Annotated in this window: 21 protein-coding genes and 2 pseudogenes; 12 read left to right on the forward strand and 11 right to left on the reverse strand. The window is 63.3% G+C overall.

The features are described from left to right. Positions 1 to 66: 66 nt before the first annotated feature. Positions 67 to 1,395: a citrate synthase gene (gene gltA, locus JG739_RS17710; RefSeq protein ID WP_202362721.1), complete on the reverse strand. Its 1,329-nt coding sequence runs from the start codon at positions 1,393 to 1,395 to the stop codon at positions 67 to 69. A gap of 180 nt (positions 1,396 to 1,575) precedes the next feature. After that, complete coding sequence (gene gltX, locus JG739_RS17715) at positions 1,576 to 3,000, reverse strand: glutamate--tRNA ligase (RefSeq protein ID WP_202362722.1); 1,425 nt, start codon at positions 2,998 to 3,000, stop codon at positions 1,576 to 1,578. Between the two features lie 103 nt (positions 3,001 to 3,103). Here gltX and JG739_RS17720 point away from each other — a divergent pair. Then, positions 3,104 to 5,559, forward strand: a pseudogene (locus JG739_RS17720) (ComEC/Rec2 family competence protein). Here the strand turns inward: JG739_RS17720 and lexA are convergent. The 6 genes from lexA to JG739_RS17750 form a co-directional block, all read right to left on the reverse strand. Further along, positions 5,553 to 6,290 (reverse strand): transcriptional repressor LexA, encoded by a 738-nt coding sequence (gene lexA / locus JG739_RS17725; RefSeq protein WP_023801235.1) that lies wholly within the window; start codon positions 6,288 to 6,290, stop codon positions 5,553 to 5,555. The pseudogene JG739_RS17720 and the gene lexA overlap by 7 nt on opposite strands. A gap of 104 nt (positions 6,291 to 6,394) precedes the next feature. Beyond that, a complete protein-coding gene (locus JG739_RS17730) occupies positions 6,395 to 7,600 on the reverse strand; it encodes a molybdopterin molybdotransferase MoeA (RefSeq protein ID WP_202362723.1) in 1,206 nt (401 codons plus the stop codon). After that, positions 7,600 to 8,097: a cyclic pyranopterin monophosphate synthase MoaC gene (moaC, locus tag JG739_RS17735; RefSeq protein ID WP_202362724.1), complete on the reverse strand. Its 498-nt coding sequence runs from the start codon at positions 8,095 to 8,097 to the stop codon at positions 7,600 to 7,602. Before moaC ends, JG739_RS17730 begins: the two co-directional genes overlap by 1 nt. Positions 8,098 to 8,163: 66 nt before the next feature. After that, positions 8,164 to 9,015: an indole-3-glycerol phosphate synthase TrpC gene (gene trpC, locus JG739_RS17740; protein WP_202362725.1), complete on the reverse strand. Its 852-nt coding sequence runs from the start codon at positions 9,013 to 9,015 to the stop codon at positions 8,164 to 8,166. Positions 9,016 to 9,019: 4 nt separating this feature from the next. Next, the gene (trpD, locus tag JG739_RS17745) at positions 9,020 to 10,030 is read right to left on the reverse strand and encodes an anthranilate phosphoribosyltransferase (RefSeq protein ID WP_202362726.1); all 1,011 of its coding nucleotides are present in this window, start codon (positions 10,028 to 10,030) and stop codon (positions 9,020 to 9,022) included. Further along, complete coding sequence (locus tag JG739_RS17750) at positions 10,027 to 11,919, reverse strand: SurA N-terminal domain-containing protein (RefSeq protein WP_202362727.1); 1,893 nt, start codon at positions 11,917 to 11,919, stop codon at positions 10,027 to 10,029. Before JG739_RS17750 ends, trpD begins: the two co-directional genes overlap by 4 nt. Before the next feature lie 145 nt (positions 11,920 to 12,064). Here JG739_RS17750 and tpiA point away from each other — a divergent pair, with 145 nt between their 5' ends. The 6 genes from tpiA to JG739_RS36390 all read left to right on the forward strand — a co-directional run bounded on the left by tpiA (position 12,065) and on the right by JG739_RS36390 (position 17,469). Next, positions 12,065 to 12,832 (forward strand): triose-phosphate isomerase, encoded by a 768-nt coding sequence (gene tpiA / locus JG739_RS17755; protein WP_202362728.1) that lies wholly within the window; start codon positions 12,065 to 12,067, stop codon positions 12,830 to 12,832. A gap of 176 nt (positions 12,833 to 13,008) precedes the next feature. Then, a complete protein-coding gene (secG, locus tag JG739_RS17760) occupies positions 13,009 to 13,458 on the forward strand; it encodes a preprotein translocase subunit SecG (protein WP_202362729.1) in 450 nt (149 codons plus the stop codon). A 211-nt stretch (positions 13,459 to 13,669) separates the two neighbouring features. Next, positions 13,670 to 14,788, forward strand: coding sequence for a L,D-transpeptidase family protein (locus JG739_RS17765; RefSeq protein WP_202362730.1), 1,119 nt, complete (start codon positions 13,670 to 13,672; stop codon positions 14,786 to 14,788). 137 nt (positions 14,789 to 14,925) lie between these two features. Continuing rightward, positions 14,926 to 16,563: a CTP synthase gene (locus JG739_RS17770; protein ID WP_274609389.1), complete on the forward strand. Its 1,638-nt coding sequence runs from the start codon at positions 14,926 to 14,928 to the stop codon at positions 16,561 to 16,563. A 34-nt stretch (positions 16,564 to 16,597) separates the two neighbouring features. Continuing rightward, on the forward strand, positions 16,598 to 17,137 hold the full coding sequence (locus tag JG739_RS17775) for a DUF1697 domain-containing protein (protein WP_202362732.1): 540 nt from the start codon (positions 16,598 to 16,600) through the stop codon (positions 17,135 to 17,137). A 95-nt stretch (positions 17,138 to 17,232) separates the two neighbouring features. Then, a complete protein-coding gene (locus JG739_RS36390) occupies positions 17,233 to 17,469 on the forward strand; it encodes a hypothetical protein (RefSeq protein ID WP_446720568.1) in 237 nt (78 codons plus the stop codon). Here the strand turns inward: JG739_RS36390 and JG739_RS17780 are convergent. After that, positions 17,414 to 18,357, reverse strand: a protein-coding gene (locus JG739_RS17780) for an IS630 family transposase (protein WP_446720497.1) whose coding sequence is annotated in 2 segments (ribosomal slippage) — positions 17,414 to 18,021 and positions 18,021 to 18,357 — 945 coding nt in all. Because the reading frame shifts where the segments join, the coding sequence is not laid out codon by codon here. The genes JG739_RS36390 and JG739_RS17780 overlap by 56 nt on opposite strands. Before the next feature lie 433 nt (positions 18,358 to 18,790). Here JG739_RS17780 and JG739_RS17785 point away from each other — a divergent pair. Beyond that, the gene (locus JG739_RS17785) at positions 18,791 to 19,093 is read left to right on the forward strand and encodes a DUF982 domain-containing protein (protein ID WP_202362733.1); all 303 of its coding nucleotides are present in this window, start codon (positions 18,791 to 18,793) and stop codon (positions 19,091 to 19,093) included. Positions 19,094 to 19,135: 42 nt separating this feature from the next. Here the strand turns inward: JG739_RS17785 and JG739_RS17790 are convergent. Beyond that, positions 19,136 to 19,630: pseudogene (locus tag JG739_RS17790) on the reverse strand (winged helix-turn-helix domain-containing protein); the annotation flags it as partial. Between the two features lie 30 nt (positions 19,631 to 19,660). Between JG739_RS17790 and JG739_RS17795 the strand changes: the two are divergent. Next, positions 19,661 to 20,320 (forward strand): class I SAM-dependent methyltransferase, encoded by a 660-nt coding sequence (locus tag JG739_RS17795; protein WP_202362734.1) that lies wholly within the window; start codon positions 19,661 to 19,663, stop codon positions 20,318 to 20,320. Between the two features lie 32 nt (positions 20,321 to 20,352). Here the strand turns inward: JG739_RS17795 and JG739_RS17800 are convergent, their stop codons facing one another. Continuing rightward, positions 20,353 to 21,036 carry a TetR/AcrR family transcriptional regulator gene (locus tag JG739_RS17800; RefSeq protein ID WP_244749957.1) on the reverse strand — a complete coding sequence of 228 codons (684 nt, stop codon included), beginning with the start codon at positions 21,034 to 21,036 and terminating at the stop codon, positions 20,353 to 20,355. Positions 21,037 to 21,165: 129 nt separating this feature from the next. Here JG739_RS17800 and JG739_RS17805 point away from each other — a divergent pair, with 129 nt between their 5' ends. From JG739_RS17805 to JG739_RS17815, 3 genes are read left to right on the forward strand one after another with little or no spacing between them, the layout of a single operon-like run. Next, the gene (locus JG739_RS17805) at positions 21,166 to 22,188 is read left to right on the forward strand and encodes an efflux RND transporter periplasmic adaptor subunit (RefSeq protein ID WP_202362736.1); all 1,023 of its coding nucleotides are present in this window, start codon (positions 21,166 to 21,168) and stop codon (positions 22,186 to 22,188) included. A gap of 10 nt (positions 22,189 to 22,198) precedes the next feature. Then, on the forward strand, positions 22,199 to 23,440 hold the full coding sequence (locus JG739_RS17810; RefSeq protein ID WP_202362737.1) for an ABC transporter permease: 1,242 nt from the start codon (positions 22,199 to 22,201) through the stop codon (positions 23,438 to 23,440). Further along, a complete protein-coding gene (locus JG739_RS17815; RefSeq protein WP_202362738.1) occupies positions 23,437 to 24,108 on the forward strand; it encodes an ABC transporter ATP-binding protein in 672 nt (223 codons plus the stop codon). The genes JG739_RS17810 and JG739_RS17815 overlap by 4 nt, the downstream gene beginning before the upstream one ends. Positions 24,109 to 24,146 lie beyond the last annotated feature (38 nt).

The raw sequence follows: 24,146 nt of genomic DNA on the forward strand, positions 1-24,146 counted from the left end.
GCAGACGCAACTTTATCCCTACTCGCTATTCCCTATTCGCTACTCGCTTTCGCTACTCGCTCGATCTTACCGTTTCGCAATCGGCACATAATCCCGTTCCGGCGCACCTGTGTAGAGCTGGCGCGGGCGGCCGATCTTCTGATGCGGATCCTCGATCATCTCTTTCCACTGCGCGATCCAGCCGACGGTGCGGGCGACCGCGAACAGCACCGTGAACATGGTGGTGGGGAAGCCCAGCGCCTTCAGCGTGATGCCGGAATAGAAATCGACGTTCGGATATAGCTTCTTCTCGATGAAATAGGAATCGGTCAGGGCGATCCTTTCCAGTTCCATGGCGATGTCGAGCAGCGGATCGTCCTTGATGCCGAGTTCGCCCAAAACCTCATGTGCGGTCTTCTGCATGATCTTGGCGCGCGGATCGTAGTTTTTGTAGACGCGGTGGCCAAATCCCATCAATCGGAACGGATCGTTCTTATCCTTGGCGCGGGCGATGAATTCCGGGATGTGGTCGACATGGCCGATTTCGCCCAGCATGTTCAAGGCTGCCTCGTTGGCGCCGCCATGGGCCGGTCCCCACAGGCAGGCGATGCCGGCGGCGATGCAGGCGAACGGATTGGCGCCCGACGAGCCGGCGAGGCGAACGGTCGAGGTCGAGGCGTTCTGCTCGTGATCGGCGTGCAGAATGAAGATGCGCTCCATCGCACGCGCCAGCACCGGGTTGATCTTGTATTCCTCGCACGGTACGGCAAAACACATATGCAAGAAGTTGGCCGCGAAATTCAGCTCGTTCTTCGGGTAAATGAACGGTTGGCCGATGTGATATTTGTAGGCCATCGCCGCGATCGTCGGCATCTTGGCGATCAACCGCATCGACGCGACCATGCGCTGGTAGGGGTCCGAGATGTCGGTGGAATCGTGATAGAAGGCTGACAGCGCGCCGACCACGCCGCACATCACCGCCATCGGGTGGGCGTCGCGGCGAAAGCCGGTGAAGAAGCGCGACATCTGCTCGTGCACCATGGTGTGGCGCGTCACCCGGTAGTCGAAATCGTCCTTCTGCGCCTTGGTCGGCAGTTCGCCGTAGAGCAAGAGATAGCAGACTTCGAGGAAGTCGCCGTGCTCGGCCAACTGGTCGATCGGATAGCCGCGATGCAAAAGGATGCCGGCGTCGCCATCGATGAAGGTGATTTCCGACTCGCAGCTTGCCGTCGACGTGAAGCCGGGATCATAGGTGAAGGCCCCGGTGGTGCTGTAAAGCGAGCCGATATCGATGACGTCAGGTCCGACCGAACCGCTTCGCACCTTGAGTTCGTGAGTTTTGCCGCCGAATTCAAGTTTCGCAGTCGACGCGTGGGTTTTGCCGCCATATTCCATTTTTGTCGCAGCTTCGGACATTGCAAACTCCTTTTGTTTTCTCATGTCGGCAAAGGCAAAATTTCTGCAACGCAACACGTCGAAAGTATCGGAGTTCGCGCGTTTGCGCCCGCAATTGGATTTGCGTGCCAAATTGGGCCAAGACCTAATGTTGCACTGCGAAACCCACCTTTCAATGCCAATCTTCTTGGGCCAGTTTTGCTAATCGATTTGATCCGCGACGCGCGCCAGGCTTTCCTCGCGGCCAAGCACGGCAAGCACGTCGAATACGCCGGGCGAGGTGCTTTTGCCGGTGAGCGCGACGCGCAAAGGTTGGGCCACAGCGCCTAGCTTATGGCCGCCGGCCAGCGCAAATTCGCGGATCGCCGCTTCCGCCGCTGCGGCCGTCCAATCTCCTGAAATCGCCTTCAGCGCCGCATGGGCGCCCCGCAGGATCTCGCGCGCCTCACCGCCGAGCAGAGCCGCCGCCTTCTCGTCGATCGGCAGCGGCCGCTCGGCGAACAGGAAGGCCGCACCGTCAACCAACTCGACCAGCGTCTTGGCGCGCTCCTTCAAGCCGGGCAGGGCGGCTAGCAACTGCGCCTTGCGTGTGTTGTCGAGGCGCGCTGCGATCGCCGGGCCGAATTCGAGATAGGGCAAGGTGGCGATGAAGATATCGAGCAATTCGGCGTCGTTCATGCGCCGCATATGCACGCCGTTCAGTGCCTCGAGCTTGGCGAAGTCGAAGCGGGCGGCTCCCTTGTTGACATCGCCGATGTCAAACCAGGCAATCATCTCGGCGATCGACATCACCTCGTCGTCGCCGTGGCTCCAGCCAAGCCGCGCCAGGTAGTTGAGCAGTGCCTCGGGCAGATAGCCCATGGCGCGATAGGCTTCGACGCCGAGGGCGCCATGCCGCTTCGACAGCTTGGCGCCGTCGGCGCCATGGATCAGCGGGATATGCGCCATCGACGGCACGTCCCAGCCCATGGCTCGATAGATCACCATCTGGCGGGCGGCGTTGGTCAGATGGTCGTCGCCGCGGATGATGTGGGTAATGCCCATGTCATGATCGTCGACGACGACGGCATGCATATAGGTCGGGTTGCCGTCCGAGCGCAGGATGATGAAATCGTCGAGATCCTTGTTGGGGAAGCGGACTTCACCCTGCACGCGGTCATGCACCACCGTCTCGCCGTCGGCCGGCGCCTTGATGCGGATCGCGCCCCTGGCGCCAACCGGCGCCTCTGACGGGTCGCGGTCGCGCCAACGGCCGTCATAGCGGGGCGGCAAGCCCTTGGCCCGCGCGCTCTCGCGCATCGCCTCCAGCTCAGCCGGCGTCGCATAGCAGTAATAGGCTTTGCCGAGGCGCACCAGTTCCTCGGCGACCGCGCGGTGGCGCGGCGCGCGCTCGAACTGCGATACCGGCTCGCCGTCCCAGGTCAGGCCGAGCCAGGAGAGCCCATCGAGGATGGCAGCGGTTGCCGCATCGGTCGAACGCTCGCGATCGGTGTCCTCGATGCGCAGCAGCATCTTGCCACCGGTGTGTTTCGCATACAGCCAGTTGAACAGCGCCGTGCGCGCCCCGCCAATATGCAGGAAACCGGTGGGCGAAGGGGCAAAACGGGTGACGACCTTGTCGGACATGGAACTCTCGGGGCAAGCGCAGAAAACGGATAGGGTTGCGCGGACTTTCGCGCGTCGCGCGTTCATGTAGCATAGGAGGTCAAGGGCGCAAGGGGCGAACCCTATGGCTGGACCAGGCCGCGGCGTGGACGAGAGCGAGGGCGCGATCGCAAGCGTCAGCGAACGATCGCTGTTTGCCGGCGTTCCCGACGCTGAGCCGCTACCCGTTTCGCCGCCTGCATCGACGCCAGGCATTCAGCCTCTTTCGCCGCATCGCTCCGCGCCGGTAGCGGCTCCAGCACCCTGGCCTGTCATTCGTTTTCGCCGACAGCTCAGCCATTTTTCACCGTCCGGTATCCGCAACAGCGTGGCCTCGGCAGCCGGCCTGGAACTCGACCGCGGCGTCGCCTTCCTGCTGGTGCCGGTTTTTCTGGCAAGCGGGGTGATCGTCTATTTTTCGCTTGCCGTCGAACCGGACTTTGCCCAGCCGATTGCCGTCGTGGTCCTCACGGCATTGTGTGCGGCCGTCACGCGCTCACGCTGCAAAACGCATCTTGCTTCATGGCAGCGTTGCTGTGCGCGCTCGGTGTGCTCGCCGCCAAGGTTGAAACCTGGCGCGCCGGAACGAGGATGCTCGGTTCGGAAATCCAGACCCAGCTGACCGGCCGTGTCGTCAGGCTCGACCAGATGGCGAACGGCCGGATCAGGCTGACCATCGACGTGATATCGACCGCCCGGCCGACACTGCGTTATGCGCCCGAACGTGTCAGGGTATCGGCACGCAAGATTCCCGCTGAGATGACCGCAGGCTCGGTGGCAACCGGCTATGTGAGGCTTCTGCCTCCGACTGGCCCGGTCAGACCGGACAGCTTTGACTTCTCCTTTGACAGCTATTTCGCCGGTATCGGTGCCAGTGGCTTTTTCCTCGGCAGTCCAAAGATCGTCGTCTCGGAAGATGCACCGTTAACCACACGCCTTTCTTCGTCGATCGAGAAGGCGCGGGAAACCATCGCCGACCATATCAGGGACAGCATCGGTGGTGCCGAGGGGGAGATTGCCGCTGCGTTGATCGTCGGCGTGCGTGCCGGCATCCCCGAAGAGATAAACGAATCGATGCGGCGCACCGGCATCTACCACATCATCTCCATTTCCGGCCTGCACATGGCGCTTGTCGCCGGCACTGTCATGGGATTGCTGCGCGGCGCCTTTGCGCTGTTTCCCGACTTTTCGTCGCGCCGGCCGGTCAAAAAATATGCGGCTGCTGCCGCACTCGTCTCCATCGCTGCCTATCTGATTTTCTCCGGTATCGTGGTCGCGGCTGAACGCAGCTTCATCATGCTGGCGGTAATGCTTGTCGCCGTGCTGTTCGACCGGGCGGCACTCACGATGCGGAACCTGGCGATTTCGGCCATCGCCGTCATCGTCGTGTCGCCGCATGAGGTGGTCGGCGCAAGCTTCCAGATGTCCTTCGCCGCGACTGCGGCTCTCGTGGGCGCCTACGCCGGTTGGTCCGACTATCGTGCCGACAAGGCCACGACGCCGCGACAGCGACGGTCACCGGTCGCTTTCGTCACGCGCAAACTCGTCGCTGGGGCAGGCACCATCGCAATGACCTCCATCATTGCCGGCAGCGCCACTGCGCTCTTCGCCATATGGCACTTCCAGCGCGTCTCGCCGCTCAGCCTGTTCGCCAATCTGGCCGTCATGCCGATCGTCACCATCGTCATGTTCCTGGCCGTCCTCAGCGCCTTGGCGATGCCTTTCGGCCTCGACGGCCCTTTCCTCTACATGATGGGCAAGGGCCTGACGGCCATGATCGCAATTTCGGGATGGATCTCGGAGCGTTCGCCAATCGATGCAGTCGGACTGATTTCGTTGCAATCGGTTCTGCTGGTGACGGTCGCCCTGGTCATCGCCACGATGGCGACGACATGGCTGCGGCTTGCGGCACTTCCCTTTGCGCTCGCCGGCCTGCTGACGATTTCCGGGACGCGCACCCCCGACGTGCTGATCTCGGAGGATGCGCATCTGGTGGCGCTGCCGATCGGCGGCGGCGAACTTGCCGTCAACCGGGTGCGTTCGAACGAATTCACCACCGACAACTGGAAACATGCGCTGGTTTCAACAACGATCGTCGAGCCGGAGACATTCGAAAAAGGAGATGTGCGGTTCGACATCGCCGACCCGGCCGACCTGCCGCCGGGAGCGCCTTTCAGCTGCACTGCCGGCCTGTGCCTGGCCCGGCATCCGTCCGGCGCGCTCATCGCGCTCGCCGACAACCGCAAAACCGCGCGGCCGGCCTGTGCCTTTGCTGATTTGATCGTCATCGACGATGCCACAGCCTATTACAAACCCTGCCGCAATCCGCTGGTTCTCGTCGTCACCAAACGGCAGCTCGCTCGCATGGGCAGTGCCGCCGTCTTCTTCGATCCGCTATCGGCGACGACGCGCGCAGAAATCCGTTTTGCCGTCAGACAGCCATACAGGCCCTGGCATGAGCAGCGGCGATTTTCGCGCGAGGCGAGGGGCCTGCCGCCATACCAGAGGGCCGAGAAACCCAAAAAACCTGCCGCTCAGTAACGCCGGATCAGTCCGACGAGCTTGCCCTGCACCTTGACGCGGTCCGGCCCGAAGATGCGCGTCTCGTAGGCCGGATTGGCGGCTTCCAGTGCGATCGAGGCACCTTTGCGGCGGAATCGCTTCAGCGTCGCTTCTTCCTCGTCGACCAGAGCGACAATGATCTCACCAGGCTGGGCCGTGTCGGCGTTGCGGATGATGACCGTGTCGCCGTCGAAGATGCCGGCCTCGATCATCGAATCACCCTTGACCTCCAGCGCGTAGTGCGTGCCGCCGGTGATCATGTCCGGTGGCACCGAGATCGAATGGGTCTGGTGCTGGATGGCGTCGATCGGCACACCGGCAGCAATGCGGCCCATCACCGGTATGGAGACGGTGGCAACGACGTCGTCGTCATTGCCGGCCGCACGCATGCGCGACGGCGCCGGCTTGATCTGGCGTCCGAGGCCGCCCTGCCCAAGGCTGCCCTGAATGACGCTCGGCGAGAATTTGCGCGCCGCATTGAGGCCCGGCGCGATCGAATCGGGCAGGCGCAGCACCTCCAGCGCGCGGGCGCGGTTGGGCAGGCGGCGAATGAAACCGCGCTCCTCCAGCGCCGTGATCAGCCGATGGATACCCGATTTGGAGGCGAGGTCGAGCGCTTCCTTCATCTCGTCGAACGAGGGCGGAATGCCGCTTTCCTTCAGCCGCTCGTGGATGAACATCAGCAGTTCATGTTGTTTGCGTGTCAGCATCGCGACCCCCAATAGAATCAGAAAAACAAACCCAGAACAAACACTATCTGTTCCAGTTGTGTTCCGCAACCATTTAAAGTTTAATGAATGCGTTGACGTTTTGTTCAGCGTAGCATCAGCACGCTGCAGGCGGCGCCCGCTTCGGCTGCGGGAGCGAATGGCTCGCGCACGATCAGTCCGTTGGCGTCGGCCAGCATTCTGAGCATCGAGGAATCCTGGATACTGAACGGCATTGCCTCAAGCGTGCCAGCTTCTTCCTTAACCACCGCGCGTACATAGTCCTGCCTGAGATCGTTGGCCGGCATGGCGGCGCCGAGCCGCGCCTGACGCATGTCCTGGCGGAAGGCGCGGCCGCCGAGCCGCGCCAGCAGAGGCTTCAGAAAGAGCTGCGTGCAGACCAGGCTGGCCACCGGATTGCCGGGCAGGCCGATGCAGCGGATGTCGCCCAGCCGCCCGAACATCAGTGGCTTGCCGGGCCGCATGGCGATTTTCCAGAAATCGAGCGCCATGCCTTCGCCGGTCAGCACGTCATGGACGAGGTCGTGGTCGCCGACCGAGGCGCCGCCCAGCGTGACGACGACGTCGGCGCCTGCGTCGACCGCTTTTTTCACCAGCGCGGCGATCGCCTCCTTGCGGTCGGGGGCGATGCCGAGATCGAGTGCGCAGGCGCCGACCGAGCGGACAGCGGCGGCGACGCCATAGGCATTGGAGGAGATGATCTGGTCGGCGCCAAGCTCGCTGCCCGGCGGCAGCAATTCGTCGCCGGTGGCGATGATGGCGACCAGTGGCCGTTTCGCCACGCTGACCTGCCGGTGGTTGGCCGATGCCGCCAGCGACAATGCCGCCGGATCAAGCTGGCGGCCTTTCTCCAGCAGCACGTCGCCCTGCGAGAAATCGAGCCCGATGCGGCGGATGTTGCGGCCTTCAACCGTCGGCGCGGTCACTTCGACCATGCCGCCGCCGAGGTCGCGGACATTCTCCTGGATGACGATGGTGTCGGCGCCCGCGGGAAGCGGCGCGCCGGTGAAGATGCGCACGGCCTGCGCCGGGCTGACTGTTCCGGCAAAGCCGCGTCCGGCCGGCGCCATGCCGATCACCGAGAGTCTCGCCGGCACGGACGCGACATCCTCGGCCCGCACGGCATAGCCGTCCATTGCCGACGCGTTGAATGGCGGCTGGGTGCGGAGCGCCACGAGCGGCCCCGCCAGCACGCGGTCGGCGGCGTCCATCAGGGCGACGCTTTCAGCCTGCAAGGGCGCAGCATCCTGAAGCAGGTGCTCAAGCGCCTCGGCGACCGCAAGCAGCGCCATTATTGGCCTGCCCCCTGGGCATCCGCCTTGTAGTCGCCGGATTTGCCGCCGGTCTTTTCCACCAGCCTGATGCCGGAGATCGCCATGCCGCGATCGACCGCCTTGGCCATGTCATAGATGGTCAGGCAGGCGACCGAGACGGCAGTCAGCGCTTCCATCTCGACCCCGGTCTTGCCGGTGACGCGGGCCAGCGCCGTGACCTTCAGGCCGGGCAGGTTGGCGTCCGGTTCAATGTCTACCGATATCTTGGTCAACAGCAGCGGATGGCAGAGCGGGATCAGCTCATGCGTCCTCTTGGCCGCCATGATGCCGGCGATGCGCGCCGTGCCCAGCACGTCGCCTTTCCTGGCATCGCCGTCGAGAATCATTTTCAGCGTTTCAGGCCGCATCGAGACAAGACCTTCGGCGATTGCCGTGCGGGTCGTCTCCGCCTTGTCGCCGACATCGACCATATTGGCTTCGCCTTCCGCGCCAAGATGGGTGAGGGCGGCCGACATCGTCAGGTCACCTTGGCGCGACGTGCGACCATTTGGACGCACAAACTACGCTCTAACGCTTTGTATCTAGGCATCATGCTCTCCGAAAATCGATTCCGATTTTCGGGCGGATGCATTGGCGGGCGCCTTGCCCGTCAAAAGCAGGTGCGTCGCAGTGGCCACGTCCTGTTGCCGCATAAGGCTCTCGCCGACGAGGAACGTGCCAATGTCGCTCCGTTCCAGCCTGCGGCAGTCCTGGTGCGAGAAAATACCGCTCTCGCTGACCAGCAGCCGGTCGGCAGGCACCATCGCCGCGAGCCGCTCCGATGTCTCGATGCTGGTTTCGAACGTCCGGAGATTGCGGTTGTTGATGCCGATCAGCCGCGACGACAGTTTCAGCGCGCGTTCAGTCTCGGCCTCGTCATGCACCTCGACCAGCGCGTCCATGCCAAGCTCGAAAGCCGTCGTTTCGAGTTCCCTGGCCACGGTGTCATCGACGCTCGCCATGATGATCAGGATGGCGTCCGCGCCCCACGCACGGGCCTCGAACACCTGATAGGGCTCGAACAGAAAATCCTTGCGCAAAGCCGGCAATGTCACGGCGCTGCGCGCATCGGTGAGGAATTCAGGCGCCCCCTGGAAGGACGGCGCATCGGTCAGCACCGAGAGGCAGGCAGCCCCACCTTTGGCATAGGCCCAGGCCAGCGCCGGCGGATCGAAATCGGCGCGGATCAGGCCCTTGGACGGGCTCGCCTTCTTGATTTCGGCGATCAGCGCGAAACTGCCGGATCTGCGTTTGGCTTCAAGGGCCGAGAGAAAACCGCGTGGTGCGTCGGCAGCCTTTGCCCGTGCCTTGATTTCGGCAAGCGGCACGCGCGCCTTCGCCGCGGCGATCTCGTCGCGCTTGTAGGCTTCGATCTTGCGCAGGATATCAGACACGGGGCTATCCGTTCGAAATCTCGACCAGCCGGTCAAGCACTTTCAGCGCCCGGCCGCTGTCGATGGCTTGCGCCGCCGTCGCCATGCCATCGGCAAGCGTCGTCGCCTTGCCCGCCACCACCAGTCCGGCGCCGGCGTTCATCAGCACCGTATCGCGAAAGGCGCCGGCAGCGCCGCCCAGCATGTCGCGCAGCGCCTGGGCGTTGTAGGCGGCATCGCCACCGCGCAATTCGTCCTTGGTATGCCGCTTCAGCCCGACCGCTTCCGGGGTCAGCGTAAAGCTGCGGATCTCGCCGCCGACCAGTTCGGCCACTTGGGTTTCGCCGGTGGTGGTGATCTCGTCATAGCCGTCGCCATGGGCGACCCAGGCGTGGTCGGCGCCCAGTGCCTTCAGCGTCTCGGCCACCGGCATGATCCATTCCGGCAGGAAGACGCCAACCATCTGCCTGACGACACCTGCCGGATTGGAGAGCGGGCCAAGCAGGTTGAAGATGGTGCGGGTGCCGAGCTCGACCCGGATCGGGCCGACATGCTTCATCGCCGGATGATGTGCCGGCGCGAACATGAGGCCGACGCCTGCGTCGTGGATGCAGCGGCCGATCGTTTCCGGCGGGATGTCGAGTTTGACGCCGAGCGCGGTCAGCACGTCGGCGGCGCCGGTCTGCGAGGATAGTCCGCGATTGCCGTGCTTGGCCACCGGCACGCCGCAGGCGGCGATGACGAAGGCGGATGCGGTCGAGATGTTGACGCTGTGCGAATTGTCGCCGCCGGTGCCGACGATGTCGATGGCGCCAGCCGGCGCGTCGACGCGCAGCATCTTGGCGCGCATGGTGGCGACGGCGCCGGAAATCTCGCTCACCGTCTCGCCGCGCACGCGCAGCGCCATCAGGAAGCCGCCGATCTGGCCGGGCGTGGCGTCGCCCGACATGATGATGTCGAAGGCATCGCGCGCTTCCTCGAAGGAAAGCGAGCTGCCGGCGGCGACCTTGGCGATGTGGGTCTTGAGCGCGCTCATCTGGTCAGGGCTTGGGCAACGGCGGTCTGGTCGATGCGAACGTCATATTGCGTCTGCAGCTGCGCCACCAGCTGGTCAAGCAGGTCGTCGGACATGCCGGCGGTGAACGATTTCTGCGCGTCGTCCGGCACCGAGCTGGCGTCGGCTCCGGCAGGCTCGAACACTTCGGCGATCCTGAACAGGATCTGTCCGTCGCCGGTGGGCGAGGCGATCAATCCGGTCCCGCCTTCGCCTTCGCCGAACATCGCAGCCGCCCCTTCCTTGCCGAAATCGGCGTCGTCGGCCCCGCGCTTGACGCCGCGCTTGGTCTGCTTCTCAAGCTTGAGCTCGCTGGCGATCACGTCGAGCGTGGTGCCGGCCTCGAGACGCTTTTCGAGCTCCTGCGCTTTTGCGGTGAGCCGCTTGGTCGTTTCCGCCGCCATCCAGTCGGCCACCACCTTCTGGCGGACTTCATCCAGCGTGCGGTCGCGGGCCGGCGTGATCGAATCCACCTCGTAGAACACGAAGCCGTTGTTGGCGGTGGTGAGGTCGGGATTCTCGGTTCCGGGTTCGGCATCGAACACCGCCTTGATGAGCTCCGGCGATTCCGGCAGATCCTTGACGATGCTGCCGTCCGACCGCAGGCCGGTGCGATCGATCGCGTCGACGGTGACGACCTTCAGCTTCAGTTTTTCGGCCGCTTGCTTGAGCGTGCTGCCCGAAGCGCGGCTATCTTCGTAACTGTCGTGCACGTCGAGCAGAATGCGGCTTGCCTCGCCCAGCGCCAGGTCCTTGCGGATGTCGGCGGCCACTTCGGCCAGCGGCTTCACCACTTCGGGTTTGATCTCGGTGACGCGCAGCAGCACCGGACCGAAGGCGCCCTGAACGACCGGGCTGACTTCATTGACGTTGAGCGCAAACGCCGCATCCGCCACCGCTTTGTCGGCGATCTTGTCCTTGGACAGCGTGCCGAGCAGCGTGTCGGCCTGCGTCTTGCCCTCGGCGGCGACGAGTTTGTCGAAGGTCGCGCCGGTCTTGAGTGAATCGAGCGCGGCCTTCGCGGCATCGGGCGTCTTGAACACGAGCTGTTCGATGGTGCGCGTTTCCGGCGTGGTGTAGCGCCCCTTGTTCTTGTTGTAGTCGTCGCTGACCTGTTGGTCGGTCACGGCACTTACATCCATGATGTCTTCCGGCTCGAGCCTGACATAGGAGAATTTGCGGTATTCGGGCGCCGCATAGGTCTTCTTGTTTTCCTCAAAATAGGCCGAAAGCGTAGTTTCGGATGGCGCTTCGATCGGCTCGACCAGCGATTTCGGCAAGGTCACGTAGTCGATGGTGCGGTCTTCGCCACGATAAAGCGCGACCGCCTTCAAGAACGTGTTCGGGGCCTTGAGGCCGTCCGAAACCGCCTCGACGATCTGTTGGCGCACAGCCACCTGGGCGCGATTCCTGAGATAGTCTTCCGGCCGCATGCCGACCTGTTGCAGTATGTATTCGAAAGTCCTTCTGTCGAAGCTGCCGCCGGGACCCTTGAAGGCCGGGTCTTCATGCGTGAGTTGGGCCAGCCGGTCCTTGGACAGCCCAAGCCCGAGCTTGCGGGCCTGCTCATCGAGGACTGCCCCCGACACGAGCTGCGCCAGCACCTGGTTGTCGAGGCCGAGCGCCGTCGCCTGCTCGCGGCTGATGCGCTGGCCGAATTGTTGCGACATCACGCTGATCTGCCGGTCATAGGCCAGCCGATACTCGTTGATCGACACTTTGGTGCCTCCGGCCGTGACAACGGCATCGTGGCCGGCAAAACCACCGACCATCTGTCCGGAAATGCCCCAGACGGCGAAGCTCAACACCAACAATATCAGCAGCGCTTTCGCGATCCAGGTTCCCGCCGCGCTTCTCAAGACACTAAGCATGGTCACTTCCGATTTTTCGCGCATTTTCGCATGCGCCGAGTCTGAAACAAGCGCAATAGCGTCCTTCCGGCCCACTGTCGATTGCTTTGTGGGCTGAGTTTGGTAGTGAGGACGCAGCCGAATATTGCCTGGAGAAGCAAATCCCATGACGCCTGGAATCCGCCCGCTGGTCGCCGGCAACTGGAAAATGAACGGCACCAGCGCCTCGCTCAACGAACTCAGGATGATCGGCAACGGCTTCATGAGCGGGCTCGATGCGGAGACCGAAGCGCTGGTCTGCGTTCCGGCGACGCTGCTTGCGCATGCCGCGGAGATTTTGTCGCGCACGCCGGTCCGGGCCGGGGGCGAGGATTGCCACACAAAGGAGAGCGGCGCCCATACCGGCTGTATTTCGGCCGAGATGCTGAAAGATGCGGGCGCCAGCCACGTCATCGTCGGCCATTCCGAACGCCGCGCCGATCACAATGAGGACGACGCCATTGTCCAGGCAAAGGCGTCCGCCGCGTGGCGCGCCGGGCTGGTTGCCATCATCTGCATCGGCGAGACGAGAGCCGAGCGCGAGGCGGGCGCTACGCTTGACGTTCTGTCGCGCCAGGTCGCCGGCTCGGTGCCGCCCAACGCCACGGCATCGAATACCGTCATCGCCTACGAGCCGGTATGGGCGATCGGCACGGGACTGACGCCGACCGCCGCCGATGTTGCCGAGGCGCATGCGCACATTCGCGAAAAACTGTCGGAAAAGCTTGGCAGCGCGGCGGCGAAGATGCGCATCCTCTATGGCGGCTCGGTCAAGCCGTCGAACGCGGTCGAACTGCTCGGCGTGAACAATGTCGACGGCGCGCTGGTCGGCGGCGCCAGCCTGAAGGCGGCGGATTTTCTCGGCATCGCCGAAGCCTATCGAAATATCTCTTAAGCATCGAAAGGCTGTCGGCCACTTCGGATACTGTGCTGCAGCGGAAAACGTTGCAACGGCCGCATTGCTTCCCATATTCCGGCCACGGGCTTGGAAATGCCGTCAAAGCATTGTATGAGCCGCGTCCAAATCACCGGTCGTATCCGCGGCCGCGCAAGGCTTTGCCAGGATAAATTATGGAAACCGTACTGATCGTCGTCCACCTCATGGTCGTGCTCGCTCTTGTCGGCGTGGTGCTGCTGCAGCGCTCCGAAGGCGGCGGCCTCGGCATCGGCGGCGGATCGGGTTTCATGACCGCGCGCGGCGCCGCCAACGCGCTGACGCGGGCGACGGCGATCCTGGCGGCGGCGTTCTTCGCCACCTCGCTGACCCTGTCGATCGTTGCCCGTTACGGCGAGAAGCCGATCGATATTCTCGATCGCGTGCCTGTGACGAACGGCGGGGGCGGCGTGCTCGACCAGTTGCCTGGCACCACGACGCCGGCACCGCCGTCCGGCAATACGGCGCCAACACCGCCTTCCGGCAATGATGCCGCAGCCCCGGCTCCCGCTGCACCGCCAGCGCCCACGCCGCCGGCCACAAACGGCGCCACCCAGCCAGTAACGCCGCAGGTTCCAAACCAGTAATCAGCAGACGTCCGGCGCCGCGATCTGTTGTTGTTTGAACACAGTCGCGGCAAATGCCGCACGATCGCGAGGATTCGACCGGGCGCGGCATGCCAGGGCGCTTGAGGCGTCTCCGATTAATCGATTATAGATTGCGCGCGGCACTTTCGGGGTCCTTGGGGGATGCCGGGCGACGCCGTGGCAACAAGCATTGAACGATCGGATCTTCGCCATGCAGCTTCGCAGCTTCATTTCAGCCGGCCTTTGGGCCGTGCTCAGCCTTGGTGCGCCCGCTTACGCGGCCATGCCGGCGGGCAATTCGGCCCCTAAATCCGCAGTCACAACTGACGTCGTCAACGTCGCCGCCAAAAGCGACACGGCGCAACTAAGGCTCCTCAAGAAGAAAAAAGACCCGAGCCCGGCTGATCTTGCCCAGATCAGGAAGCTCGAAGTTAAGATCGCGGCCGACAAGCAGGCTGCTCGATTAAAGGCTATCGAGGCAAGGAAGCTGGCGATGCGCGAGGCGGCCAAAGCCAGGTCGGACGCGGAACGGCAGGCGTTTCTTGCCAGGAAGGGCCTCGCCAGGAAGGATAAGTCCGCTGGCCAGGCCAGGCTGGCTGACGCCAGGCCGGTCAAGATCATCGAACCGGTGCAGCCCATCGCAGCAATCCAGTCGGCCGAGGCAATTCCCGCCGAAGCCATGAACGTCGCGCTGACCGGCAACAACGGGGAATTGCGCAGCGAGCCGGTAGGACAGAAGCCGCAGCGGGTCGGGCTGTTCGCCGGCCTGTTCGGCGGCACGTCCTCATCGATGTCGCTGCTCCCCGAAACCCGCGCCCTCGATGCCGCGCTCGCCAGGAAGGAAGCCAGGAAGCAGTTCAAGGTGAAGCCGGAGTTCGTGCCGCAAGAGGTCGAGTTCACCGGCTATAGCCCCGGCACCATTGTCATCGATACGAGTGCGCGCCGCCTCTATCTCGTCGAATCGTCGTGGACCGCCCGCCGTTATGCGATTGCGGTCGGTCGTGACGGCCTGCAGTTCAAGGGCACGGTCGCCGTTGGCGACAAGCAGGAATGGCCGCGCTGGATCCCGACGCTCGACATGCAGAAGCGTGAACCGAAGAATTACGGCCGGTACAAGGACGGCATGCCCGGCGGCGGCGACAACCCGCTCGGCGCGCGCGCCATCTATCTCTACGACGGCAAGAAGGACACCCATCTGCGCATTCACGGTACCATTGCGCCGCAGACGATCGGGACGAGCTCTTCCAACGGCTGTTTCCGCATGATCAACGAGCACGTCATGGACCTTTATCGCAGGGTGAAAGTGGGCACCAAGGTCGTCATCATCTGACACCTTGAAGGGTCAAACAAAAGGGCCGGCCTCGCCGGCCCTTTTGTTTTGCTTCGAGCATCACCACGGCGCCTTCTCTGGAAAAAGCCTTCGCGGCGGTTTTTTCTCTGGCGGAATCAATTCGGCCGCGTTAAGCGATGACTCCCATGGCGCGATATGTATTCATCACAGGCGGCGTGGTTTCCTCACTCGGAAAAGGCATCGCTGCAGCGGCCCTTGGGGCTCTCTTGCAGGCGCGAGGCTATCGCGCGCGCATCAAGAAGCTTGATCCCTATCTCAATGTCGATCCCGGCACGATGTCGCCATACCAGCATGGCGAAGTCTTCGTGACGGATGACGGCGCCGAGACCGATCTCGATCTTGGCCATTATGAGCGCTTCACCGGCCGCTCGGCCAACCAGCAGGACAACATCACCACGGGTCGCATCTACAAGAACATCATCGAGCGCGAGCGACGCGGCGACTATCTTGGCGCCACCGTGCAGGTCATTCCGCACGTCACCGACGAGATCAAGAATTTCATCCTCAACGGCAATGACGACTATGACTTCGTCCTGTGCGAGATCGGCGGCACCGTCGGCGACATCGAGGCGATGCCGTTTCTGGAGGCGATCCGCCAACTTGGCAACGACCTGCCGCGCAACAACGCCGTCTACGTGCACCTGACGCTGATGCCCTACATTCCAACGGCGGGCGAATTGAAGACCAAGCCGACCCAGCATTCGGTCAAGGAATTGCGCGGCATCGGCATCGCGCCCGACATCCTGCTGGTCCGCGCCGACCGCCCCATCCCCAGGGAAGAGCGCCGCAAACTGTCGCTGTTTTGCAATGTGCGCGAGAGCGCCGTCATCCAGGCGCTCGACGTGCCGCACATCTACGACGTGCCGATGGCCTATCACAATGAAGGCCTGGATTCGGAAGTGCTCGCCGCTTTCGGCATCGATCCGGCGCCGAAGCCACGGATGGAGCCCTGGCAAGCAGTGTCCAAACGCATCCACAATCCGGAAGGCGAGGTGACCATCGCCGTCGTCGGCAAATATACCGGCCTCAAGGACGCTTACAAATCGCTGATCGAGGCGCTGTCGCATGGCGGTCTCGCCAACGACGTCAAGGTCAAGCTCGACTGGATCGAAAGCGAGATATTCGAGAAAGAAGACCCGGCGCCGTGGCTGGAAAAGGTCCACGGCATTCTGGTCCCCGGCGGTTTTGGCGAGCGCGGCGCGGAAGGCAAGATCCTTGCGGCGAAGTTCGCCCGCGAACGAAAAGTGCCGTATTTCGGCATCTGCTTCGGCATGCAGATGGCCTGCATCGAGGCAGCGCGTTCGCTGGCCGGCGTCAAGCATGCCTCGTCGACCGAATTCGGTCCGACCGAGGAACCGGTCGTCGGCCTGATGACGGAATGGCTGAAAGGCAACATGCTGGAGAAGCGCAGGGAAACCGGCGATCTCGGCGGCACGATGCGGCTCGGTGCCTATCAGGCGGACCTCGCCAAGGGCTCGAAGATCGCCGAAATCTATGGCGATACGCAGATTTCCGAGCGCCACCGCCATCGCTACGAGGTCAATGTCGACTACAAGGAGCGGCTCGAGGATTGCGGCCTGGTCTTTGCCGGCATGTCGCCGGACGGCGTACTGCCGGAAACGGTCGAATATCCCGACCATCCCTGGTTCATCGGCGTGCAATATCATCCCGAGCTGAAAAGCCGGCCGCTTGACCCGCACCCGCTGTTCGCCAGCTTCATCGAAGCGGCAGTGGAGCAGAGCCGCCTGGTCTAAATCGACAGGCTATGGTGAAGATATCCGGGCTGCCATGCAAACCTACGTCGCTCTGCTTTACAGCATCGTCCTGGGCGAGGGGCGGCGTGTCGTCATGTCCGATCTCAGGGCCATGACAGAAGGCCTGGGCCTGAACAACCCGCGCACGCTGGTGGCGACCGGCAATCTGGTTTTCGAGACGAAAGCAACAGAGGTTGCCGCGCTGGAGCGCCGATTGGAGGCGGCGTTCCAAAAGACCTTCGGCCGCCATGTCGACATCATCGTGCGCCGTGCGGACGACTGGTTGAAGCTTGCGGCAGGCAATCCGTTTCCCGCCGAATCGGCTGCCGCCGCGGATCAGGTAGCGGTGCGCGTGATGCGCAAGCCTGTTGCCGCTGAGGCCGTCGCGGCACTGGAGGCCTATGTCGGCAAGGATGAGCGGATGCAGGCCGTCGGCGGTGACATCTGGATCTTCTTTTCGCGCGAGACGCAAAGCTCGCGGCTTGTGGCGGCGATAGGCAATAAACGGCTCGGCGTCGGCACCTCACGCAACTGGAACACCGTGCGCAGGCTGGCCGAGATGGTCGGCGGATAGGGCTTCCCTTCTCCCAGGGAGAGTATACCGGAGCGCGACCGCACCCAGCAAAGCCGCGAGGTTAACCTTTGACCTCATACCTTTTCGACACCTCGGTGCTGTCGGCGACCGCGCCGGGAAAGCCTCCGCTGCCCCCGGATGCGGCAGCTTGGCTATTGCAGCAGACGGGCAACTTGTTTGTGCCTGCCTTTGCCCTCCACGAACTTCGGAGAGGCATCGCCAAGCTCGACCGCTCGGGAGCCACGGCGCAGGCTCAGACGCTAGAGCGGGATGAGATTACCTGCGGTCATAGCCTGAGTTTGCGAAGTAATTTGAGCACTCGAGCGGTGTGACGCGGTTGAGAATCTGGCCGATGGCGTTGCAGACCGTTTCAACGGTGCGCTTTGCGGCCTTTCGCAGCCAGTGCTTGAGCTTGGCGAAGAGCTGTTCGATCGGATTGAGGTCAGGCGAGTATTTCGGCAGGAAGAAGAGCCTCGCGCCGGCCTTTCGGATGGCGCGACGCACGGCCTTGCCTTTGTGGCTGCCGAGATTGTCCATCACAACGATGTCGCCCGGCTGGAGAGTGGGCACGAGAACCTTCTCGACATAGAGGAGGAACCTCTCGCCGTTGATCGGCCCGTCGATGAGCCAGGGCGCTTCGACGCGATCATGACGCAGCGCAGCCAGAAAGGTCATTGTCTTCCAGTGGCCATTGGGAACTTTGGCCTTGATCCGCTGTCCGACCGGTGCCCAACCCCTGAGCGGGGCCATGTTGGTCTTGGTCCAGGTCTCGTCGATGAACACCAGGCGGGCGGGGTCGATCCGGTCCTGATACAGAACCCATTGCCTCCGTCGGCGCGCAACATCGGGACGATCTTGCTCGGCGGCGATCAGCGTCTTTTTTTGTGAGACAGCTTCTCGGCGTGCACGAACTCCCACACCGAGCGGTAGTCAACCTTCAGGCCACGCTCGCCAAGTTCGGCCACAAGCCCGCGCAAGGTGAAGTCCTTCTCCCGGCAGCGCTCGACAAGCCAGTCGCGCCACGCTCCCGATATCTTCTTCGGCTTGTAGCCGCCCACTTGGCGGGGCGCCACGCTCCCCGTCTGTTCCACCCGCTTCAGCCACTCGATCGCCGCGCTGTAGCTGACGCCAAATCGAGCAGCCGCCGCGCGCCGCGAAAGCCCTTCAACCTTGACCGCCGCAACAACCCGTTCGCGCAGGTCCATTGAATATCCAACCATCAATGCTGGCCTCCTGCCCAGCAGCAAGGTTGAATCAGATCATCGCTGATTTGGGAATCCCACGACTCCCATAAATCTCATCCCGCTCTAATGGCATGGCTGCAGGGCACCGTGACGGACTACAGCGCGGAAATCTTACCGATCCCAAAGGGGTCTGCTGCGGCTAGCCAAATCCGGCTTGGCTACCGCCGACCCACACTACGCGGTGGGACACGACCCTCCGGCCCGGGAAAATTAAAGTCCAGTGCGGCGGCGGGCAACGGTTCGTCACACGCTTGTCACGTTTGGTGATTCGATTTCGGTCGAGTGATGTGAAAGACTTCGTTTTTGGCCCGAGTTTTTTCATCATCGGGTTCTGTTTGCCGGAAACACATGGTCAGCAGCAAGTTCAAAAGGTTCGATCAGGCACATAACGATCGACCGGGAGGAAATAATGGATCGCCTGCAATTCTTTACGCCTGTGCGTATTTCGCTCGGGCAGGAAAGTCCTGCCGAAGAAGTTGATAGCGTAGCCGACGCGATGGAGTTCTTGCGCAGATGGCCAACCGGCCGGCGTGGGCCGGTCTACCGATGCGCAGTGAATTGCTGTTCCGCGGCTCTGGCCGGCCGGATGTCGGCAGAGGAAGCAAGGAAGGCTTTTACCGGATTCGCCCGCATCACGCGCCTGCTCGACGGAGACATGGCACTGCCGATAGGTGGCGGCAATCTTCATAGCGTTCATGCGCTGAGGCGATGAACGTACCTATTTGACCCTTGCCAGTAACGGGCGTCGGCAACGTCACAGCACCTCGACCGGGGTAGCGAAGACGTAGCCGGCGCCCCGCTCGGTGACGATGAGTTTCGGCTCGCTCGGGCTGACCTCGAGCTTGCGGCGCAGTCGCAATATCTGCACATCGATACTGCGGTCAAACACCTCTTCGTCGTGAATCCTGCTGGCAGCGAGAAGTTGCTCGCGGCTCAGGATTTGTTGCGGCGATTGCAGGAAGGCTGCCAGCAGGTTGAACTCGCCGGCGGTCAGCGGCGTCGCTTCGCCGGCGGGCGAGCTCAGGCGCCGCATCCGCATATCGAGTTCCCAGCCGGCAAAGCGGTAGCGCCTGGGCTTCTTGCCAGGCGACTGCTGGCGCGTTGACCCCGATCGCCGCAGCACGGCGCGAACGCGCGCAAGCAGTTCCCTGAGGCTGAAGGGCTTGGTGATATAGTCGTCAGCCCCGAGTTCCAGGCCGACGACGCGATCCACCTCGTCGCGCCTGTGGCCGGTGATGAGGATGATGGGCGGCACTTCCGGCGGGCTGCCGAGTTGCGCGTGCTCGGCGACGTCTCCTTGCTGGTCGGGCCCTCGGGAAGAGTACTCGGCGTCGATCGCTCGGCGGGGGCGGTAGATGTAGCCGAGCGGCGCGCCACCGAATCCGGCCAGTGTTACTGGACACGCTTTACCACAGGCGAGCTTGATACATTCTCGCCCGACGAGACTTTCGATGCGGTGATCGGCAGGCTCGTCCTGATGTATCTGCCCGATCCCGCCGCAACCCTGCGCAGGCTTGTCGGGTTTCTTCGGCCGGGCGGCATCATTGCCTTCCAGGAAATGGCGATGCCGCTCACCCGCAGTTTTCCCGAGGCGCCGCTGTTCAGCAAATGCCGCGGCTGGATTATCGAGACGATAGAGCGGGCGGGTTTCGAGGTCGACATGGGTGGCAGGCTACCGATGGTCTTCGCCGGCGCAGGGCTGCCGGCGCCGCAGATGAATTCCGCCGGCCTCGCCGGTAGCGGGCCCGACTCGCCGATCTACGACTATGTTGCCGAGACCTTGCGCAGCCTGCTGCCGATGGCCGAGGCCGTCGGCGCCGCGACCGCCGCCGAAATGAGGGTCGATACGATCGCCGAGCGACTGCGCGGCGAGGCTGTCGAGCAGAAAATGTGCATTATGCTGCCGCCCTTTGTCGGCGCATGGTCAAAAACAGGATAACGAATCGCTGCGGGGTGGCCTGGCTCGGCCGCTCACGGGCCTGCTTCGAGGAAAGCCCGGGCAAACCCGGGTTGCGCAGCTTCTATCGTTCCATCGGGCAGCTTCAAAAGCCGGTCGATTGCGATGCCGTAGAGCCGCAGCCGCTCGTCGAGCAGCCGCGCCGCTTCCTCGATATTGCCCTGCTCGGCCTTCAGCAGGGCGCGGTGCATTACATCCCGAAAGATCAGCCGCAGCTGCAAGAACATCTCGGCGAAGGCTTCCGGGTCGGGCACGTCGAAAATGCCTTCGTCGCTGCCTTTCCTGAGCAGATCGGTGATTATCGGCATGGCCAACTCCCTGGCCGCCTGGTCGACCCGATGGAAGAGGGCAAGGTTCTCGGGCCGGAACAGGACGAAAAATGTCTTGCGCATTTGCGGGGCAAGCTCGACGTTCAGCCGCCGCGAGCCGGCAAACAGGGCATTGAGCCGGCCAAGCCCATCGAGTGAGGGATCGTTGAGCACGGGCTGCAGCTCGGTGAAGCTGTCGCGGGCGAGACGTGTGGCGAGCGCCTCCAGCAGGGCCTCTTTCGATGCGAAATAGTGGTAGAACGCGCCCTTCGACAGGCCAGCCTCGCGGATGATGTCGTTCACCGTCGTGTTGTCGTAGCCGTGCTCGAAGAAAAGCCGCTGGGCGCAGTCGAGGAGCTCGGCGGATCGTATCTCCGGCGACTTTATCACTCGGGGCAAATCGAACCTCATAAAACAGGTGGAGCAAGAGGAGCACGAACCGGAGCTTTATGCAACTTTTATAGACCGACGGTCGGTCTGGTGCTATTATCTGTCACCGCGGGATATTCGGATTCGATCATGAAGGAGAGTCTCTTGCGACGGATACGCTGGACGGCCAGCATCGTTGTTGTCGCGGCCGCGGCTGCTTTCGGCGCCTGGTATCTGTGGCAACCGGCCAAGGTCTCGGTAGTGACGCCACAACGCGGCGACGCGGCGGAAATCGTTTACGCGAGTGGCTCCGTCGAGCCGCGAACCTGGGCCAAGGTAACTCCCGTGGTTCGCGAAAGGATCGTCGAGCAATGCAATTGCGAGGGGTCGAGGGTTGCACAAGGCGACGTGCTCGCCAGGCTCGACGACAGCGAGGCCCGGGCCGTGCTTGGCGAACTAGAGGCGCGTCAAGCGCTTGCCCAGGAAGAGCTCCGGCGGCTGACGGTGCTTGCCGAAAGGCGTGCGGCGAGCCAGCAGGCTCTCGATCGTGCGCAGAGCGAGCTCGGTCAGATCGAAGCGCTGGTCGCCGGACAGAAGGCGCGACTTGACTCCTACGTGTTACGCGCGCCGAGCGCCGGCGTCGTGCTCAGGCAGGACGGCGAGGTGGGTGAGGTAGCCGAACTCGGCACGGTGTTATTCTGGGTCGGCGAGCCCAGGCCGCTCTTGGTGGTCGCCGAAGTCAACGAGGAGGACATACCCCGGGTCGAGGTCGGCCAGCGCGCGCTGCTTAAATCCGACGCGTTCCGCCAGCAGGACCTGGAAGCGGTGGTCGACAGCATCACACCCAAGGGCGATCCGGTGACGAAGACCTATCGCGTCCGTTTCCGCCTGCCGGACGATACGCCGCTTCGTATCGGCATGTCGACCGACGTGAACATCGTCATCAGCGTTTCGAAAAATGCGCTGTTGATCCCGTCGGTTGCCGTGGACGGAAACAAGGTGTTCGCCGTCGAAGGCGACGCGGCCTGGCGACGTGAAATCCGAACCGGCATTCGCGGCACCAATGGCATCGAGGTTCTGTCGGGGCTCGATGAGAAGGCTCGCGTCGTCTCGCCCTATCCCGCCGAGCTCGCCGATGGCGCCCGCGTGAGCATCACCGGCGCCCAGGAGTGATGAAGCAACGATGCCGCTCATCTTCGACATCGCCCTCACGCATATTGCCGGCCGCGGTCGCCAGACGCTGGTTGCCGTGATCGGCGTTGCGGTCGGGGTCGGATTCTCCATTGCCATGGCGGCGCTGATGCAGGGTGGGCAGGACGATTTCGTCAGGCAACTCGTCGACACGATGCCGCATGTCGACATCACCGACGAGCAGCGCACGGCCCGCCGTCAGCCAGCCGAGGAGGCCTTCGCGACTGTCGCGATTTCCGGGCTCAGGCCGCGCGACGATCGACGCGGCATCATCAACCCGACGGCCGCGACCTCCTGGCTTGAAAGCTGGATTCCCGGCCGGTTCGCGGCAAGCCTCAAAACGCAGGGTGTGATCCGTTTTTCCAGCCGCGAAGTCGGCGCGGCGATCATTGGCATCGAACCGGAGCGCGAGCCCGGCGTGTCGCCGATTGTCGGAGACTTCGTCGAAGGCAGCTTTTCGGCGCTTGCCGCGGGCGGCAACAACGTGCTCATCGGCGACACGATGGCGAGCCGGCTCGGCGCCGGGTTCGGCGACACGATAATTGCGGTCTCCGCCGAGGGACTGACGCGTAACTTCAAGATCGCTGGGCTGTTCCACACCGGCACCACCGCGCGCGACGAAGGCGAGGCCTATGTGCTTTTGAAAAACGCGCAGATCCTCTCGGCGCGTCCGAACGCCATCAACGAGATCCGCATCAAGCTCGACGATCCTGACCGCGCTCCGGCGGTGGCGCAGCGTGCCGAAGCCGAACTGGGCTACAAGGCGGTGGCGTGGCAGGAGGCCAATGAATCGATTCTCGAAGCGCTCGTCGTACGCAACGTCATCATGTACACCGTTGTCGGCGCGATCATGCTGGTCGCTGGCTTCGGCATCTACAACATCATCTCCACCATCACGCACGAAAAGGCGCGCGACATCGCCATCATGAAGTCGCTTGGCTTTCCGGAGGCCGACATGCGCCGGCTCTTTCTGCTGGAAGGCGTTGCGATCGGCGCTGCCGGCTCCGTGCTCGGCGGGCTGCTCGGCGTCTCCATGACCTATGCGCTGTCGCTGGTGCGTTTCGAGATCGCCGCGACCGGCCAGGAGATGACCCGGCTACCGATCGCCTGGAGCTTGATGCACTACGTCATCGCGTCGGCTTTTGCGCTGGGCTCGGCGGCAGTGGCCGGCTACCTGCCGGCGCGTCGTGCGGCGCGCCTGAACCCCGTCGAGATCATCAGAGGCGCGTCATGAGCGTCCTCATCGAGACCAGGAAACTGACGCGCGTGTTGCCCGAGACGGTTCCCGTCACGCTGGTCAAGGACATCACGTTGGCGATTAACGAAAGGGAATTCGTCGCCGTCACCGGTCCCTCCGGCTCGGGAAAATCGTCATTGCTCTATCTGCTCGGGCTGCTCGACCGGCCGACCGCCGGCACGTTGACAATAGGCGGCCGCGAAGCCCAGCCGATGAATGAAAGGGAGCGCGCGCGGACCAGGCTTTCGATGCTGGGCTTCGTGTTCCAGTTTCATTTTCTGCTGCCGGAGTTCACGGCGCGCGAAAATGTCGAAATCCCAATGCGCAAGCTTGGCCGGCTGGCGCGGCCTCAGATGCGCGAACGGGCCGGGGAGCTGCTGTCATCCCTCGGGCTCGGCGAACATCTCGACAAGCGGCCTGACCAACTCTCTGGCGGCCAGCGTCAGCGCGTCGCGGTGGCACGCTCGCTCGCCAACGATCCGCCGCTCATCCTCGCCGATGAGCCGACGGGGAGCCTCGACAGCAAGAGCTCCGAGCAGGTCTTCGCAATTCTGGAGAATCTGGTGCGCGAGCGCGGCAAGACCGTCGTGGCCGTTACCCATGATCTCGACATGGCGGCGCGCATGGATCGCCGCATTCACATCGTGGACGGGAAGATCGGCTGAACCGGAACCAATCGCCCTTGATGGGATCAGGCATGGCG

It is taken from the genome of Mesorhizobium sp. L-2-11 (assembly GCF_016756595.1).
In the GTDB taxonomy this organism is placed as follows: Bacteria; Pseudomonadota; Alphaproteobacteria; order Rhizobiales; family Rhizobiaceae; genus Mesorhizobium.